The sequence below is a fragment of the Hominenteromicrobium mulieris genome (assembly GCF_046197855.1).
In the GTDB taxonomy this organism is placed as follows: Bacteria; Bacillota; Clostridia; order Oscillospirales; family Acutalibacteraceae; genus Hominenteromicrobium; species Hominenteromicrobium mulieris.
The window spans coordinates 1540566-1557409 of the sequence record NZ_CP173188.1 but is presented as its reverse complement, the minus strand read 5'-3'; the positions used below and the strand labels follow the sequence as shown (position 1 = coordinate 1557409).

At 51.5% G+C, this 16844-nt stretch carries 14 protein-coding genes and 1 pseudogene; 10 read left to right on the top strand and 5 right to left on the bottom strand.

Annotated elements, in window-relative coordinates:
* Positions 1-7: 7 nt before the first annotated feature.
* The 4 genes and pseudogenes from ACI0CA_RS07560 (at position 8) to ACI0CA_RS07545 (ending at position 3346) form a co-directional block, all read left to right on the top strand.
* Positions 8-799 carry a TPM domain-containing protein gene (locus ACI0CA_RS07560; RefSeq protein ID WP_446806370.1) on the top strand — a complete coding sequence of 264 codons (792 nt, stop codon included), beginning with the start codon at positions 8-10 and terminating at the stop codon, positions 797-799.
* A gap of 11 nt (positions 800-810) precedes the next feature.
* Positions 811-2043, top strand: coding sequence for a hypothetical protein (locus tag ACI0CA_RS07555; RefSeq protein WP_446806371.1), 1233 nt, complete (start codon positions 811-813; stop codon positions 2041-2043).
* A gap of 649 nt (positions 2044-2692) precedes the next feature.
* Complete coding sequence (locus ACI0CA_RS07550) at positions 2693-2860, top strand: hypothetical protein (RefSeq protein ID WP_176820918.1); 168 nt, start codon at positions 2693-2695, stop codon at positions 2858-2860.
* A 10-nt stretch (positions 2861-2870) separates the two neighbouring features.
* A pseudogene (locus ACI0CA_RS07545) lies at positions 2871-3346 on the top strand (LURP-one-related/scramblase family protein).
* Between the two features lie 76 nt (positions 3347-3422).
* On the opposite strand, the gene ACI0CA_RS07540 reads toward ACI0CA_RS07545, so the two are convergent.
* From ACI0CA_RS07540 to ACI0CA_RS07525, 4 genes are all read right to left on the bottom strand, one after another.
* Positions 3423-3995: a chromate transporter gene (locus ACI0CA_RS07540; protein ID WP_176820920.1), complete on the bottom strand. Its 573-nt coding sequence runs from the start codon at positions 3993-3995 to the stop codon at positions 3423-3425.
* Entirely contained in the window at positions 3992-4567 is a 576-nt protein-coding gene (locus ACI0CA_RS07535; protein WP_412264981.1) for a chromate transporter, read from the bottom strand. Before ACI0CA_RS07535 ends, ACI0CA_RS07540 begins: the two co-directional genes overlap by 4 nt.
* A 123-nt stretch (positions 4568-4690) precedes the next feature.
* Positions 4691-7102 (bottom strand): hypothetical protein, encoded by a 2412-nt coding sequence (locus tag ACI0CA_RS07530; RefSeq protein WP_343284377.1) that lies wholly within the window; start codon positions 7100-7102, stop codon positions 4691-4693.
* 28 nt (positions 7103-7130) lie between these two features.
* Entirely contained in the window at positions 7131-9221 is a 2091-nt protein-coding gene (locus ACI0CA_RS07525; protein WP_308448322.1) for an efflux RND transporter permease subunit, read from the bottom strand.
* A 246-nt stretch (positions 9222-9467) separates the two neighbouring features.
* Between ACI0CA_RS07525 and ACI0CA_RS07520 the strand changes: the two genes are divergently transcribed.
* Complete coding sequence (locus tag ACI0CA_RS07520; RefSeq protein ID WP_308448321.1) at positions 9468-10058, top strand: TetR/AcrR family transcriptional regulator; 591 nt, start codon at positions 9468-9470, stop codon at positions 10056-10058.
* Positions 10059-10254: 196 nt separating this feature from the next.
* Positions 10255-12645, top strand: coding sequence for an ATP-dependent helicase (locus tag ACI0CA_RS07515; protein ID WP_446806372.1), 2391 nt, complete (start codon positions 10255-10257; stop codon positions 12643-12645).
* Positions 12646-12703: 58 nt separating this feature from the next.
* On the opposite strand, the gene ACI0CA_RS07510 is transcribed toward ACI0CA_RS07515, so the two are convergent.
* A complete protein-coding gene (locus tag ACI0CA_RS07510; RefSeq protein ID WP_308448319.1) occupies positions 12704-13507 on the bottom strand; it encodes a hypothetical protein in 804 nt (267 codons plus the stop codon).
* 218 nt (positions 13508-13725) lie between these two features.
* Between ACI0CA_RS07510 and ACI0CA_RS07505 the strand changes: the two genes are divergently transcribed.
* Genes ACI0CA_RS07505 through mltG form a run of 4 tightly spaced genes read left to right on the top strand, consistent with a single transcriptional unit; the run spans position 13726 to position 16811 of the window.
* Complete coding sequence (locus ACI0CA_RS07505) at positions 13726-14382, top strand: dTMP kinase (RefSeq protein WP_446806373.1); 657 nt, start codon at positions 13726-13728, stop codon at positions 14380-14382.
* Complete coding sequence (locus ACI0CA_RS07500; RefSeq protein ID WP_176820078.1) at positions 14379-14921, top strand: DJ-1 family glyoxalase III; 543 nt, start codon at positions 14379-14381, stop codon at positions 14919-14921. Before ACI0CA_RS07505 ends, ACI0CA_RS07500 begins: the two co-directional genes overlap by 4 nt.
* On the top strand, positions 14921-15502 hold the full coding sequence (locus ACI0CA_RS07495; RefSeq protein ID WP_446806374.1) for a 5-formyltetrahydrofolate cyclo-ligase: 582 nt from the start codon (positions 14921-14923) through the stop codon (positions 15500-15502). The genes ACI0CA_RS07500 and ACI0CA_RS07495 overlap by 1 nt, the downstream gene beginning before the upstream one ends.
* Before the next feature lie 4 nt (positions 15503-15506).
* Complete coding sequence (gene mltG / locus ACI0CA_RS07490; protein ID WP_308448315.1) at positions 15507-16811, top strand: endolytic transglycosylase MltG; 1305 nt, start codon at positions 15507-15509, stop codon at positions 16809-16811.
* Positions 16812-16844: the final 33 nt, after the last annotated feature.

Sequence of the window (16844 nt, the reverse complement as noted above, 5' to 3'; positions counted from 1 at the left end):
CGGAAAAATGAAAGAGAGAATACGCTGTCTCCTGCTGACGTTTATAATCGCGCTTGTATTCTGCGTGAATGTATCCGCAACCGAGCAGACAGGTGCACAGCTTTATTATGTGACGGATGCGGCCGGACTTCTCAGCGAAAACGAAAATATGATGCTGGAAAAGATGGCGGAAACCGTCTCCCAAAAATACGGCATCGGTGTATATATTGTAACCGTGGAGGATTATCGGGACTTCCATTCTGAAGGTGTCTATAAGGCAACCTATACCATCTATCACGAATACACGATGGGCGAAGGACCGGACCGCGACGGGATCATGCTCCTGCTCAGCATGGATGATCGCGACTGGGCAATGTTCTGTTATGGCCCACACTGTGAGTATGCGTTCAACAGCTATGGTCAGGAGAAGCTGGAAAAGGTATTTCTCGATAACTTCGGTGAAAACGACTGGTACGGCGGCTTTGAGGATTACATCAAAGAATGCAGCGTCTATCTGGAAAAAGCAGCCTCAGGAAAGCCGGTTCGAGCGAGTTTGTTTTTTCCGATCCTTATCGTGATCGGTCTTTCCCTACTGGCAGCAGCCGTGATCGTCACTGTGATATGGCAGAAAATGGAGAGTGTATCGAAAAAAGCAACCGCTAACGCCTATGTTTCCGCGGGACTTCAGCTTACAGAGCAAACAGATCATTTTACCCATAAGACGACCTCCAGCCGGAAGATTGAGCGCAGCTCTTCCGGCGGCGGGAGCAGCCACAGCGAATCCGGCGGAGGCGGTTCCGGCCGAAGCGGAAAATTCTGAAAGGAGTGGCTATGAAAACAACACCCAGACGCGTGTTCGCGCTATTGCTGGCGCTGGTTCTGTTATTGTCGCTTTGCGCCTGTACGCAGAAGACGCAAACGGAGCCTGACGAACCAAAAATAAATACTGCCCACAAAAAAACTCAGGAAGACCAACAGAAAGAAGCTGTATTACAGAGCGACGGGAACGATTTTTCGTCACAGGATAAGACCGTGGACACACCGCCGGTGCAATACGCGTTTTCACAGGAGGCAGAGACATCGCTTGGATGGCTGCGGGACAGGATTGACTTTCCGACGACAATGTTTGGCGCGGCGTATCTCGGCTATGTCGGCGGTCTGTTTGATGAGGGTTTCGAGGCGGGTTTCCCTGCGTGGCTGCAGGAAACCAATGAGGCAATGCTCCTCGAATACCCCTTTATCGCAGAGATCAACGGTGAGCACATCATCGGCGGCGCGGGACATCTGTACTGCATTGTGCCGGTCGATGAGAACGCGACGGTTGCGATCAACCGTGTGCAGTGGAACGAAAAAACACAGACCGATGAGGTCACAGAGGTTCTCTACCGGTCAGAGAGCGGCGAACCGGTGCTGCTCTTTGCGAATCTGGACGGCATTGCACATGAGGCCGACACCCAGGTCTTTATCACCGACAACAGCGGGAACACCTGCGAATGGTATCCCTCGCTTGATGCGATGAGCCATCTTGCACCGTGTACATCGGAAGCCGGTGACTATCTTTCATTCGATTTTACGGAATATGCTTGGTATGACATCCCATCCGAATTTGCCGGTTGGCTTTCTGACGGCTGGACAGGCGTGACCGCGCTTGGCCTTGCCGGATCGCAGAGTACAGGCACGGACTGGATCACAGAAACCATGGTAGAGGAAACCGGCCGCTATGCCTATTTCTCGCTGCGCTTCTATCTCGAGGATGAGACGGGGGGTACAGTCGATCTGGAGTGGACATACGAAGACAGCGACGACATTGAGGAGATGTGGAGCGGCTTCTGGGCGATTCAAACGATTCCGGACGGGCCGAGCTATGTGACGCTCAGCTTGTCGCTTGTGGGCGGTAACAGCTACGGTGTCACGGACGGCCCGGTGTATCTGTGTGAGGCATATCCTCTCCTGATCAGCCCGAGCGGCACGGAACTGCTAATCGGCGCGAGTGAGAGCGGCATTTGTCTGCCGTTCATGTCGCAAAGCACAACAGCATGTGTGCTGACACAGGCCGCAGGATAGAAAGCGTGCAGGAAGCAAACTGCTTTGAGATTTGCATTCACAAATTTTGTTTGGTAGCAATCTACCGTCCAAGTCCATGTCCGGGGCAATAACCTATTCGGCTCACAGTATCAATGTAAGCTACCGCTCAAGACACAGCTTCCCTCGGAGATCGCCGCTGCCGCATTTCGGAGTTTTAAAGAGCGGTCTTCTTGGAATACGAAGGTCAGAAGAGATAAAGTCAAAATGCCGGGGCTAATGTATCAATAAACGATGTTTTTCAAATATTTTCTGCTTTATGTCCGTGCTATGAAGCGCTGAAAGCGAAAGCGGCGAAGTTCGACGCGGTGGAAGAAGCAGGAAAGACCGATCTAAAAAAGGCGCAGGGCTGCCGGGATTTCCGAGCGGGCTCTGCGCCTTTTTTATTTTCAGAAAAATAGCACCCCGGGCCGAAGGATGGGTGACCGCGGGGCGCTTGACAGATTTACAATTGAATTATATAAAACCGCAAAGGAAATGTCAATAGAAAATTCGAAAAAATGTGGATATTTTTCATGTTTTTAACCTGCTTTTAACGTATTCTTTTCTTTTACCTTTGCAGAAGTCTATTGCAAACCGACACGCAGCGTGGTACAATCGACTTAAAGAAGTACGTGGAGGAGATTTTGTCGTGAACATGAAAACAATCGGTTCCGCCGTTGTAATCATCTTGGCCGCCATAGTCGGGCTATTCCTCGGCGCTGCCATGAACGACGGGTTAAGCGGCTCCATACTGCTCGCGGTCATCGCAGGGTTCGTCTGTGTGATCTATACGATTGAAAACAGTGGCAAGAAGTAGGGGATTTTTTATGATTTTACGGTTTAAACAGCGCTTTTTTCATGGTTCGACAGCTACGATATTTACGATGAGAACGGCAACACGGTGTATGTCGTCAAAGGGCAGCTCTCCTGGGGACACTGCCTGAAAATTTTTGACGCTTACGGCGAAGAGATCGGCACGGTAAAAGAACGCATCTTCACGTTCATGCCGAAATTCGAAATGTATTTTAAAAACCAATATGTCGGTTGCATCAGCCGCGAATTTGCACTATTTAAGCCGAAATACAACGTAGAATGCAACGGCTGGCATGTGGAGGGCAACGTTTTGGAGTGGGATTATACCGTTGTTTCCGGAAGCGGTCACGATGTGGCAAGCATCTCCAAAGAGCTGTTCAACTGGACGGACACGTACCTTTTGAACATATACGACCCCGCAGACGCACTGTGCGTTTTGATGATCGTGCTTGCAATCGACGCCGAAAAGTGCAGCCGAAATAACGGCTAAACGCTATTTTCTGTACAGAAAAGACCTCCGCTCAAGACTGTTTGGCCCGAGCAGAGGTCTTTTCTTTTCCCAAAATTTAAAATGCGTAGAACAAAATGCCGAGACCGGCGGAAAGCACGATCATCAAAATGGGCGAGGGTGCTTTCTTTTTAAAGTGCTTATAGCCAAAGTGCAAAGTAATCAGCAGCAGCAAAATCACAACACCGCGCAGATCGACCTCGGGGGCGCTTCGTATGGTCGTAAAGCCGAATAGCGTGCTGAGACCCATCGTCAGCGCCGTAGCCAAAATGAGCGCCACCACGCACGGACGCACGCCGGAGAGGAATGCCTGTACACCGGCGTATTTCAGCAGATTACTCAACACTGCCGCAATGAGCAAAATAATGACGAACGAGGGGAGCACCACGCCCAAAGTCGCGAGCAGACTGCCCAACACGCCGCCTTGCGAAGATCCGATGAACGTCGCCATGTTGACGGCAAGTGGGCCGGGGGTCGATTCGGACACCGCAATGAAGTTGATGAACTCGCTTTCCGTGAGCCAGTGATTCGAGAGCACGGCTTCGCGGATGAGGGAGATCATGCCGTAGCCGCCACCGAACGACACTGCGCCAATCTCAAGGAAGGTCAGGAATAATTTAAAATAGATCATTTCACGTCACCGCCTTTTCCACGCAGGCGCTGTATGAAGTAGGCCGCAAGACCAACCACACCGCTAAGCAAAATAAAGTAGATGGACGAAAACGAAACAGCGAAAACGGAAAACGCTATCATACAAACCGCTACGCCTGTGACAAGCACGGTATTGAACGCCGTCTTTTCAAGACTTTTCAGCATGCGCACACCGGCGGAAAAGATGAGATACACAACGCACACCTGAATTCCGCGGAACGCGCAGGAAACGAATTTCAAGCTCAAAAACTGGTCAAAGAATAGGGAAATGAGGTAGATGATGACAAACGAAGGGATACACACCCCAAGCGTGGCCGTCGCCGCGCCGGGCACACCGGCAATGTGATAACCGATATACGTTGCGCTGTTAATCGCTATCGGGCCCGGCGTAGATTCCGCAATCGCGATCATGTCGAGGAACTCTTTTTTATCGATCCACTTTTTCTTTGCGATAAATTCATTTTCCAGCAAGGCAACCATCGCATAGCCACCGCCGAACGTGAAAGCGCCGATCTTCAAAAATGTGAGGAACAGCGTGCATAGTTTTTTCATTTTTCAACCCCATTTTCTGCTGATTTAAACACGATAATCATACACCGTTTCACCGAAAAAAGCAATAAAAAAGAAGCAGGCGCACCTTTCGATGTGTTCCTGCTTCCTTTGCTTTATTTTAAATTACTTAGAGAAGAGGTTTGCCACACGGTTCCAGAAGCTGTCTTTGGTTTCAGTCTCGGTCGTGGTTTCTTCCGTGGTGCTCGTGCTGTTGCTGCTCGAGTCCGTTGCGGTGCGCATTACGTAGCTTACGGTCATATCCGTACCGTCTGCGCGGCCGGAGCCCTTGAAGCTGTCCGCACGGTCCTTCATGATGTCAATCACGCGTGCCAGCGTGGAATCCGGGTCGGTAATTTCGCTGAGGCCGTCGAGCTTATCATTGATTGTACCGGAGAACTCTGTCATGCCGTCGCTGAGCTCAGACGTGCCGTCTTTAAGTTCTGCGCCGCCGGTCTGGAACTGACCGATCGCATTCGATACGGTCTTGCTGGAGGAGGAGAGCGTCTCCATGCCGCTGAGCAGTTGGTTGGTGCCTGCATCGAGCGTGCCTACGCCGGTTGCGAATGCAGAGGTGCCGGTTGCAAGCTGAGAAGCACCGCTGCCAAGCTTTGCAGCACCGTCGGAAATCGCGTTGGCCGCACCGACAACCGTGTTGGTATCTGCCGGATTCTCTGCGTTATACAGCGCGCCGGTCAGCGTATCGACACTGTCCATCATTTCGCCTGCCTGCGAGGAGAGGTCTTTGAATTCACCCATCAAACTCTTGAGCTCATCGGTGTTAATGTCCGGAATTGCCGCTGCAACCTGCTGCACAGCGCTCTGCTTTGCCGCTGCAAGTTCCTCGGAAGTAGTTACTTTTTCCGTAACAGCCGGGGCAACCTGTTCGGCAACCTTCGGACCAACCGTGCTTGCAATCGTATCCGAATCAATATCGTTTACAACCTGACCCATTGCCGTTTTTACAGCAACTGTTGCTGCGTCGGAAAGTTTTGCTGTAACTGTATCGGTAATTTCGCTACTCGGAGAAGCCGGAACATCGATTTTTGCTAAGATTGCATTTTTTTGATCCTCAGTAAGGAAATTCGGATCACTTAAAAGTTCTTCGAGTGCCGTCTTATAACCGCCTTGGAATACATCGGTCGAAAGTGCAGCTGCCTGATCTGCTACCTGATCTGCGCCGACTGCCGCATCATCGGCTGCCGCCTGTACGTTGCCCTTGATCTCTTCCGCCGTCTTCTGAGAAGCAACTGTTGCCGCATTGCTTGCAGCAGCTTCGGAAGCCGCTTTCGCTGCGCCGCTCGCCGCGCCATCGAAAACCTGTGCAGCGCCTGCGCCGAGCTGTGCTTTGAGTGCTGTCATATCCGGGATTTCAACGGTCTCCAGCTTGCCGGAAAGCTCGGTCATTTTGTCTTCAAGCGCGGTCTTCTTTTCGGAAGCATCTACAAGGCCCGGGACAAGCTGCTGATTCATGACGCCCGCAAGCTGTGCGGTACTGTTCTGCAGCTGAATAGCGCCGAGGGAAAGCTCGCCGGTCTTCGTTGCCAAGAGTTGTGCGTTTTCAAGCAGGTTTTCCGTGCCGTTTGCAAGGGTCTGTGTGCCGTTCAAAGCGCTGTCCACGCCGGCATCGAACTGGCTGTAACTCGAAGCAAACGTGTCAAGGCTTTCGACAAGTGTGCCCACAGCGTCATCCAGTGCGCCGGAACCATCCTTCAGCTGATCGATTGCATCGGTCAACTCATTCATCGTGTCGCCAAGCTCGTCGGAAGCCTCATCGAGGTCGAGGTCGGAAAGGTTCGGAGCCGCGGCGAAGAGAAACGTCGGGACGGTGCAGTCCGTAACATCCGCTTCGAGGGTAAGGGTATCGAGCATCAGGTCGTCGAGCTTATCAAAGCTGTCGGGGAGCAGGTCGCTGACGGCTTCCTTCATGCCCGGCATCGCAAGGTAGCAGGCAACCTGCGTTTTGGAATCAGACTCCACAAGACCGTGCTCTGTCGTGATGTTCTTGAAGTTTTCGCTCGGCAGCACAGCCGCCGCAACGGTGAAGAACGGGGTATAGACGGTGCGCTTTTTACCGTTTACGGTCACTTCTTCGCCGGTGTTGTTCGTCAGCTTAACGGTTGCGACAAGGTGGCCGCTCTGACCCTTGAGTTCATCGGCCGTAACCGTCTTTCCGTCCAGCGTATACTCGATGGAAACGCCGACAGGCGCCTGTGCGCTGTTCTTGCCCTGATAATAAATATCGGTTTCGTCCGTCGTCCACTTGAGCGTATTGCCGGACTGTTCCGGCATCACGTCGCTCTTGAGATTCTGGATATCGGAAAGGTCGCTTTCGTCGGTAACGGCATCAAAACCGTCATCGCTGTGCAGCCAATCGCTGGTGACCTGCTCCTGCACGGAACCGTCTGCGTTCAGGATGAGATAAGAGGTTTCTTTTTTCTCAACGGTAGCATCCGCCGCGAAGGCCGGGGCAGCGCAGCCGAGGAGGAGAAGTGCGGAAATCGTAGCCGCAACGGATTTTGTAAGATACTTACTCATATTGATCGAGATCCTTTCTCTGAATCGATTATGCCTTTTTCTCGGTGATTTCGGGCTTTTTCAGCCAATGGAACGTGGTCTTTCTGAGGATTGGCTCCGTGATGACGAGCAGTGCCGGCAACACAAGCAGGATAACTGCCATACTGATGAGTGCGCCGCGGCTGATGAGCTTGCACAACACGCCGATAAGCTCCATACGGGAGACGAGGGACACGCTGAACGTTGCCGCGAAGAAGGTGAGACCGCTTGTTAAAATGCTCTGACTGCACTGTTCAACGGCAATTTGAGCCGCTTCCTTTGCAGTGTGACCCGCGTTACGCTCTTCGCGGAAACGCGTGGTCATGAGGATCGCATAGTCGACCGTTGCACCGAGCTGAATGGTGCCGATAACGATGCTTGTGATAAACGGCAGCGTCGTGCCGGTGAAGTACGGAATGCCGAGGTTGATCATGATGGCGCTTTCAATCGCCGCAACGAGCAGCACCGGAACAGAAGCGGAGCGGAACACGATGGCGATAATGACGAACACGACGATGATACTTGTGATGTTGACGTTATTGAAGTCGACATCCGCAACCTCGATCAAATCTTTCGTCATCGCGCCTTCGCCGGTGATGACGCCGTTCGGGTCGTACTTTTTCACAATATCGATCATTTCGGAGAGCTGGTTATTTTGCTCGTCACTGCCGCTCTTATAGGAGGAGTTTGCAAGGATCATCTTGTGGCCGTCGGCCTCAAAGATGTCGCGCACGTCGTCAGGAATAAACATTTCCGGGATCGCGCCGCCGACGAACTTTTCATAGCTCAAAACCTGGTGAATGCCGTCCACGTCGCTCAACTCATCGGAAAGATCGGAGAGATTTTTTTCGGAAAGGGTATCGTCCACAATGATGAAGTGGGACGTTGTCATATCGAAGTCTTCCTTCAAGCGGTTCGTACCCGCAATGCCGGGAAGGTCCTGCGGAAGCGCATCAAAGATCGTGTAGTAAACGGAAGTCTTTGATTGTGCAATGAAGAACGGAATGAAGATCATGATAAACGCAATCAAAATCGGCACACGGTGCTTCACGACGAAGTTCGAGGTACGCTTGAGCTTCGGGATGAACGTGCGGTGCGTGTGCTTTTCAATGGCACGACGGAACGTCATGATAAGGGACGGTAAAACCGTGATGGTGCAGATAACGCCGAGCAGAACACCCTTTGCCATGACGACGCCGATGTCTTCGCCGAGCGTAAGCTGCATGGTGCACATGGCAAGGAAGCCCGCAATCGTTGTAAGGGAGCTGCCGGTAATGGAGGAAAACGTCTTTTTAATAGCCGCCACCATGGCGTCCTCATCGGATGCCGCCGTCAGCTTTTCTTCTTCGTAACGGTGCAGCAGGAAGATGGAGAAGTCCATCGTAACACCAAGCTGCAGGACCGTTGCCAATGCTTCCGTAATGTAGCTGATTTGGCCGAGGAAAATGTTCGTGCCGAAGTTATAGACGATTGGGAACAGCATGCCGAGCATGAAGATAAGCGGCACAATCGTTTCTTTCAGGCTGAGGAACAGAATCAGCAACGAAGCGCCCACAGCGCAAAGGATATACAAGGGCATTTCTTTATTGATGAGGCTCTTGGTATCTTCCAAAATAGCCGACATACCACCGATGAAGCAATCTTTATTCAAGATGTTCTTGATTTGCTTCTGCGCGTTCATCGTTCTGGCATCTGCGCTCGGGGCATCGAACTGAACGATGAGCATCGTTGCGCCGGAATCGTTATAGAAGAACTTCTGAATATCGCTCGGAAGCATTTCCTTCGGCGTCGTCACATCGATAAAATCGCTCGTCCACATGACCTTCTGTACGCCTTCGACCCCTTCAAGATCGCTTTTCAGTTTTAAGGTATCAGGCGTAGACATGTTTTCAACCGTAATCATGGAAACCGATGCCATATTGAAGTCATCCTCCAAATACGTCTCGCCGATCATGGAATCCAGATTTTTCGGCAGGTAGGTCAAAATATCGTAGTTAATGTAGGTGCCGAGCGCACCGAACACCGAGGGGATCAAAAGCAGAACCGCTAAAACAAGAATCAGCTTTCTGCGCTTCACGATCCATCGTGCAAAGTGCTCCATTTAGCACCGCTCCTTTCATTCGGGAACCATCCCGTTTATTTCGTTATGTAGTTTAGTCCAAAAATGACCAATAGTCAATATTAAAAGTGACGAACTGTGTAGGCAAAATAAATTGACTATTAGTCATTTTATTCAAATCTGTACAAAATGTTGTTTTTGGCTTGCTTTTTACGGTGTATCCGCCTTATACTATAAAACAAATGAAGTGATTACACAGTTAGATTTGAATGTTGGGAGGCCACAGCCATGCGCGGCGGTGTTGAACAGAAAAAAGAACAGAAAAAGGAGGGGCTGCTCGAGGCGGCCTATCAGCTTTTCCTTGAAAAGGGCGTTAACAAGACCTCGGTCGATGAGATCGTAAAGAAAGCGAACGTCGCAAAGGGTACGTTTTATCTGTATTTTCACGATAAAACCCAGCTTCTGCAGCAGCTCACATACCGCATTTCTGCGCGTGTTTTGAGTGAGGCCTATGAATATGCGGAAGAGCATAAGACTGGCGTTTTTGTAGAAGACATCATCCTCATGGTCGATTACATCGTGGAATACTTTAAAAGAAGCCGTCTGACACTGCGGCTTTTGGAGCGCAATTTCTCCTGGCCGATGATTGAAAAGCAGCTTGATCTAAGAGAAGACCCGTTGTGGGACAAGCTTGTCACTGCCATTGAGAGCAGCTCGCTCGCCGTGGGCTGCACAGAAGATGTCTTATATAAGCGCGTGTTTTTGGTGGTTGAGCTCATTGGTTCCACTTGCTTTGCCACGATGATTGAAAATAAGCCGGATACAATAGACAATATGAAACCCGTGCTTTACGACATGGTGCGTAAGATGCTTGCGTAATGTAAAGCGTATCGACTTTGCAAAGTTGAGTTGCTTTGTAAAGTCATATTAACTTACACATAAACCTCTCGGGGCTGATTTAAAGCTCGTCCCGGGAATTTTCTATGTTCGATTGAACTTTTTTGCAAGATATAGTAAAATAGAAACCGAAAAACGAGAAGACACAGAACCAACAGAACGGAGATCATTTGAACCTATGGATAAATCGGAAATTCTTGCACTGCGCCGTGCGGTGCTGGAAAAAGACTTTGCACGCATGAATGACCGCCAAAAGCAGGCCGTGTTCACCGTAAACGGCCCGCTGCTCATTTTAGCGGGCGCAGGCAGCGGAAAAACAACGGTGCTCATCAACCGCATCGCGAATATCCTACGCTACGGCGACGCGTACAACAGCACCTATCTGCATGACGATCTCGATGAAAATGATATTGCCGCGTGCAAAGCTTATATTGAAAACGGCACGCCGCTCACAACGGAAACACAGGAGCATTTGAGTGTTTCTGCCTGCGCGCCGTGGCGCATCATGGCTATTACCTTTACAAATAAGGCTGCAGGCGAGCTGAAAGACCGCCTGTGTGCCATGCTGGGCGAGACCGCCAACGACATTTGGGCATCGACGTTCCACTCCACCTGCGCGCGTATTTTGCGCCGCGACGGCGAGCGTATCGGGTATTCCTCGCACTTTACGGTGTACGATACCGACGACCAGCGCCGTTTGATGAAAAGCATCTTAAAAGAGCTCAATATTTCGGAAAAAAACATCACGCCAAAATCGATTTTGAACGAGATTTCCCGGGCAAAGGATTCTTTAATCTCGCCTGCCGAGTATGCCCTCACGGTCGGCGACGATTTCAGATTAAAGATTATCTCCCGCGCGTATACAACGTACCAAAAGCGTTTGGAAGACGCCGATGCTATGGACTTTGACGACCTCATCAACAAAGTAGTGGAGCTCTTCAAAAAGTGCCCGGACGTTCTGGAATACTACCAGAACCGTTTCCGCTACCTAATGGTTGACGAGTATCAGGACACAAACCATGCGCAGTACACATTTGTGCGCATGCTGGCCGAAAAAAGCGGTAACCTCTGCGTGGTCGGCGACGACGACCAGAGCATCTACAAATTCCGCGGTGCGACGATCGAAAACATTCTGAGCTTTGAAAATACGTTTCAGAATGCGACGGTCATTCGTTTGGAGCAGAATTATCGCTCGACGCAGAACATTCTGGACGCCGCGAACGCCGTCATTGAGCATAACACCGAGCGAAAAGGCAAAACGCTGTGGACGCAGAACGGCACCGGCGCCATGATCCACCTGCACACGGCGGAAAACGAAACGGACGAAGCCGAGCGCATCACGAAGATCATCTTAGGCGGCGTTGCCGCAGGGCGAAAATTCTCTGATTACGCTGTTTTGTACCGCATGAACTCACAGTCGCTGACATTTGAACGCAATTTTGCAAAGTCCGGCGTACCGCATAGAATTATAGGCGGCACGCGCTTCTACGAGCGCCGTGAGATCCGCGAGATGATCGCATATTTGAGCGTTATCAACAACCCGAGTGATGAAATGCGCCTGCGCCGCATCATCAACACGCCGAAGCGCAGCATTGGCGACCGCTCGGTCGAAGTCGCGGCGCAGATCGGTCAGCAGACGGGTGAGACACTGTTTGAGGTCGTCTCGCACGCGAAAGACTATCCCGCACTGTCCCGTGCCGCAAACAAAATGACGCTTTTCGCCGCACAGATGCAGGGACTCATCGAGCTCAACAACGACGAAGAAATCACGCTCGGCGAGCTTTATGACGAGCTTGTGGAGCGCATCGATTACCTGAATTTTCTTAAGACCGACGACCCGGAATCCGCAGAAGACCGCGCCGCGAACGTGCAGGAGCTTGCTTCCAACCTGCGCCGTTTTGAGGAGGAGAACCCCGAAGGCACGCTTTCGGATTTTCTCGAAGAAGTTTCGCTCATTACGGACATCGATAATTACGATAATAACGCCGATTCCGTCGTGCTCATGACGGTGCACTCCGCAAAAGGTCTCGAATTCCCGGTGGTGTTTCTGCCGGGCATGGAGGAAAACATTTTCCCGGGCATGGCGAGCGTATATGTACCGTCCGAAGTGGAGGAGGAACGCCGTTTGGCGTATGTTGCCATCACGCGTGCAAAAGAGGAGCTGTACATTTTCCACGCGGAATCCCGCATGATCTTCGGCATGACGAACCGCAACCGCGTTTCGCGCTTTGTGGAAGAAATCCCGGAGACGCTCGTCGAGCACACCCGCTCCCGCGATTACAGCGCGCGCCCGGTCTCTATGCCGAGCTTCGGCGGCGCGAAGCCGTTCGGGGAAGCACCGAAAACAAAATCCGTTGCGGAAGCCGGCGGATTCATGCCGAAGCCGCGCGTAAAGCCCGCGCCTGCCGGTACATACCGCGTAGGCGATACTGTCCTGCACAAGGCGTTCGGCACGGGTCTCATCGTTTCCGCCACGCCGATGGCGAACGATACGCTGCTCGAAGTCGCGTTTGACAAAGTCGGCACCAAAAAGCTGTTTGCAAACTTCGCAAGACTGACAAAAGTATAAAAAAGTAAGCCGTGCACCTGTTTTTAAAGTGCACGGCTTATATTATTCAAATGCGGTTCTAATTTTGTCTGCCGCAGCCACAGCCGCAGTCGCTCGCTTTCGGCGGGAAAAATTCGTCGGTCGGGAAATCAATCTTGCGGAACAGCTCGCAGGGGTTGTCGCCGGAGGTGACGCATTCCTTATCCGGAATGCAGAAATCAAACGCGGGAATGAGCATCTGCACATTCCGCACAATCTGCACGATGGTAAACAGGCCGATCGTCACGTATACGGTGTTTTTCTGCTCTACCGTTTCAAACGCGCCGCCGTAACGGCTTGCAATGCAGTCCGGGATCACGCAGCAGGGCTCGCAGCCGCAGCGGCAGTGCTCGCAAAGCTTCGCGGAAAGCGCCACCGGCTGCGCGACCTGCACAGTCGCCTTGGGTAAGACCTTATTGCCCTGTAAATCGGCTTCGTCACGGCAGCTCTCGCTTGTAAACATCTTCACGTTGCCCTCACTGCCGTAGAGAATGACCTTCTTATTGAAAATTGAAATACCGCTCACGCGTTCGCAGCCCACTGTCGCGCCGCCGTACAGCTCCAAAGATACGTCAAAGAAAAACGTGAGATCAATGGAGTAATACCCGCGGTTAAAGGGAATCGGCTGCATATCAATGTACACAGAGATTACATCAACGTCCCGTACCCGCACATTAGCGGAAGCGTCCACAACGGGCTGCACCGAGGCGGGAAACAGCACACGTAAATCCTCTAAGCAGTCTTTATCTGAACAGGAATCGTAAATGCGCATGGCATCTATGCAGACGGCTTCTTTTAACGCTGCGCCGTTTTCGCAATCGGGTGTCCGCTCATTTTCAGCCATATTTGTAAACCTCCTTTGTGGTTTCTCAATGCCATTGTACGGAAAAGGGCGGGTATTGTGCCTGTCCCGCCGCTTTGCTCGGTTTTTTCGCATTGTAAGAAATTTTTCGGTTGTATATTTCGCCGCAGTTTGCTATAATGAATAGGAATGTACCGCGCTGCGGTGCAAAAAGTCGGCAAAGGCCGGCAAATTTACGCAGAAAGCAGTAAATGAAACTTATGGCATTGATTGTAATCGAAGGGCTGGACGGCAGCGGCAAAGGCACGCAGGCAAAGCTTTTGTATGACTACGCCTTATCGCGCGGCCGCGCACGGCAGGTAACGTTCCCGGATTATGACTCTCCGTCTTCGTCGCTTGTAAAAATGTATCTGAAAGGCGATTTCGGAAAAGAGGCGGGAGACGTGAACGCCTACGCCGCAAGCGCATTTTACGCCGTGGATCGCTTTGCAAGCTACCGCATGAAGTGGAAAGACGATTATGCAAGTGGTGTGCCGATCATCTCCGACCGCTATGTGACGTCCAACATTGTATATCAATTAAGTAAGCTGCCAAAAACGGAGTGGAAAGCGTTCGTTTCGTGGCTTGAAGACCTGGAATATGAAAAATTCGGGCTGCCGAGGCCGGATCGTGTGATTTATCTGGATGTGCCGCCGAAAATTTCCCAAAGGCTGCTCACAGAGCGCTACGCAGGCGACACTACCAAAAAAGACATTCACGAAAGCGACATACCTTATCTGCTACATTGCAGGGACTGTGCACTGTACGCCGCAGAGCATTTAAACTGGACCGTATTAAACTGCGCCGAGGGCGACACCTTGCGCAGCATTGAAGATATTCATCACGAGATCAAGGAAAAGCTGGAGGATTTATTATGATCTATGTATTTCTTGCAAACGGATTTGAAGAGATCGAAGCGCTCGCGCCCGTGGATATTCTGCGCCGCGCAGAGCTTGAAGTAAAGACCGTCGGCGTCGGCGGCAAAACAATCACCGGCTCCCACGGCATCACCGTAACAGCTGACATCGAAGAAAAAGACGTTACAACGGACGATATGGAGCTGATGATCCTGCCCGGCGGCATGCCCGGCACACTGAACCTCGAAAAATCGCCGATCGTCACAACCTGCGCGGAATACTGCGCAAAGAACGACATTTACCTTGCGGCAATCTGCGCTGCACCGAGCGTTCTCGGCCATCTCGGCCTCCTGAACGGTAAGGAAGCCATCTGCTTCCCGGGCTTTGAAGGCGAATTAAAGGGCGCCACAATCTCCGAAAAGCCGGTCTGCGTAGACGGCAAGATTGTCACGGCAAAGGGTATGGGCGTTGCCGTGCAGTTTGGCTTGACGCTTGCTGGACTGCTGACCGACAAGGACGTTGAAAAGAAGATCCACGACGGCATTCAGTGCACGGATTGATGACCGATATAACCAAAAAAAACGCACTGCGCCGAAAAATGCGTGCGGCACGCAAAGCCTGCACGGATCGCGCTACACGGGATGACTGCCTTTTGCAGCGGCTCATGGCACTTTCGGTGTACCAAAAGGCATCGTGTGTTTTGAGCTACGTAAGCTTCGGCACGGAAGCGGATACGCTCAGAATTCTCGAGCGTGTACTTGCAGACGGCAAAGCGCTTTACGTACCGAAATGCGTGCCAAACACGAACCGCATGGTGTTTTACCGCATCTCGGTTTTACGCGATCTTTCGCCGGGCGCTTACGGCATTTTGGAGCCGAAAGAAGCAGAGGCATATCAAGATGAGGCGAATGCACTGTGCCTTGTGCCGGGACTGGCGTTTTCAGCAGACGGCGCACGGCTCGGGTACGGCAAAGGGTACTACGATACGTTTTTTGCACGGCATCCGGTTTTAAAGCTCGGCCTATGCTACGATTTTCAGCTCGTGCCGCAAGTGCCGACGCAGCCGCATGATGTACGCATGGACGGTATTTTGACCGACAAGCGGCTCGTTTTGACGGCAGATGAAGAAAGGATGGAATGAAAATATGAGTGATAACGGCAGGCGCTACGCCCCGAAGGACGCGACACCGCGCAGCCAGAATTCGCGCGAATTCAAGCTGAATCTTTCCGAGGATCAGCTCAATCACACAGACGAACTGGAGGACTTGCAGGGCTATGCCGGCAGCCGCGCACCACAGCGTGTGGAAGAAAGCTCTGCCGGTGCACGCTCCGCCCGTGCGGAACGCAATCAGAAAAAGGAAGCGAAGGAGCACAAGAAAAGAAACCGTGTAAAGGCCAGAAAAAACAAGCGCATTTTCGCGTTCACGTGGCTTGCCATGGTTATTCTGGTCTCTCTGACCCTTGCTTCGTACCTGATTGGCGGCTCCAACGATTTTCTTGGTGTAGACCGCATGGATTCCGAAGTGGAGGTCACGATTCCCGAAAACGTGACGCAGGAGCAGCTGACAGACATTCTTTACAAGAGCCACGCGATCGATAAACCGGAGTTTTTCTCCCTTTTCTGCAAATTCACCACGGAAATGGAGTATTTTGAACCCGGCACGTATACGATCAAAACAAACTACGATTATAAGCAGCTTGTCAATACCTTACAGTCCGGTCCGGATCTCGGCGAAGAGATCACCGTCATGTTCCGTGAGGGCATCACGGTGCAGCAGCTTGCCGCTTTGCTGGAAGAAAACGGCCTGCACACTGCAGACGAGATCCTTGAAGCTTGCAACTCTTCGAATTACGACAGCTACTCGGATGTTGCAGCCATCACGAACACAAGTGACCGCTACTATAAGCTCGAGGGCTATCTGTTCCCGGATACGTACCAGTTCTTTGAAAACGATACGGTAGAATCGATCCTTGACCGCTTCCTCAATAACTTTGAAAATAAGCTCACCGACGAAATGCGCGATGACATTGCGAAATCCGGCTATACCACGGATCAGATCATCACGCTCGCTTCCATCATTCAGGCAGAGGCTGCAGATACAAAAGATATGTATAAAGTTTCCGCTGTTTTGCACAACCGACTGGAAAGCGGCGCAGAGCATGACATCTACACGCTGGACTGCGACTCCACAGTTTATTATCCGTACAAAACGGCAAATGACGCGCCGGAGGGCTTTGTAAGCTCGTACTCCACGTATGACAACAACGGCCTGCCGGCAGGCCCGATCTGCAACCCGGGTCTTGATGCCATTATGGCGGCAATCTATCCATCAACCAGTGATGATTGTCGTAATGCCTATTATTTCTGTCATGACAGCAATGGTAAGGCTTACTACGCTTCCACGATGGATGATCATTTGATGAACATGGCGGAAGCCGGTCTGCTGTAACCGACACAACATTTACGATAACAAAGCTACCTG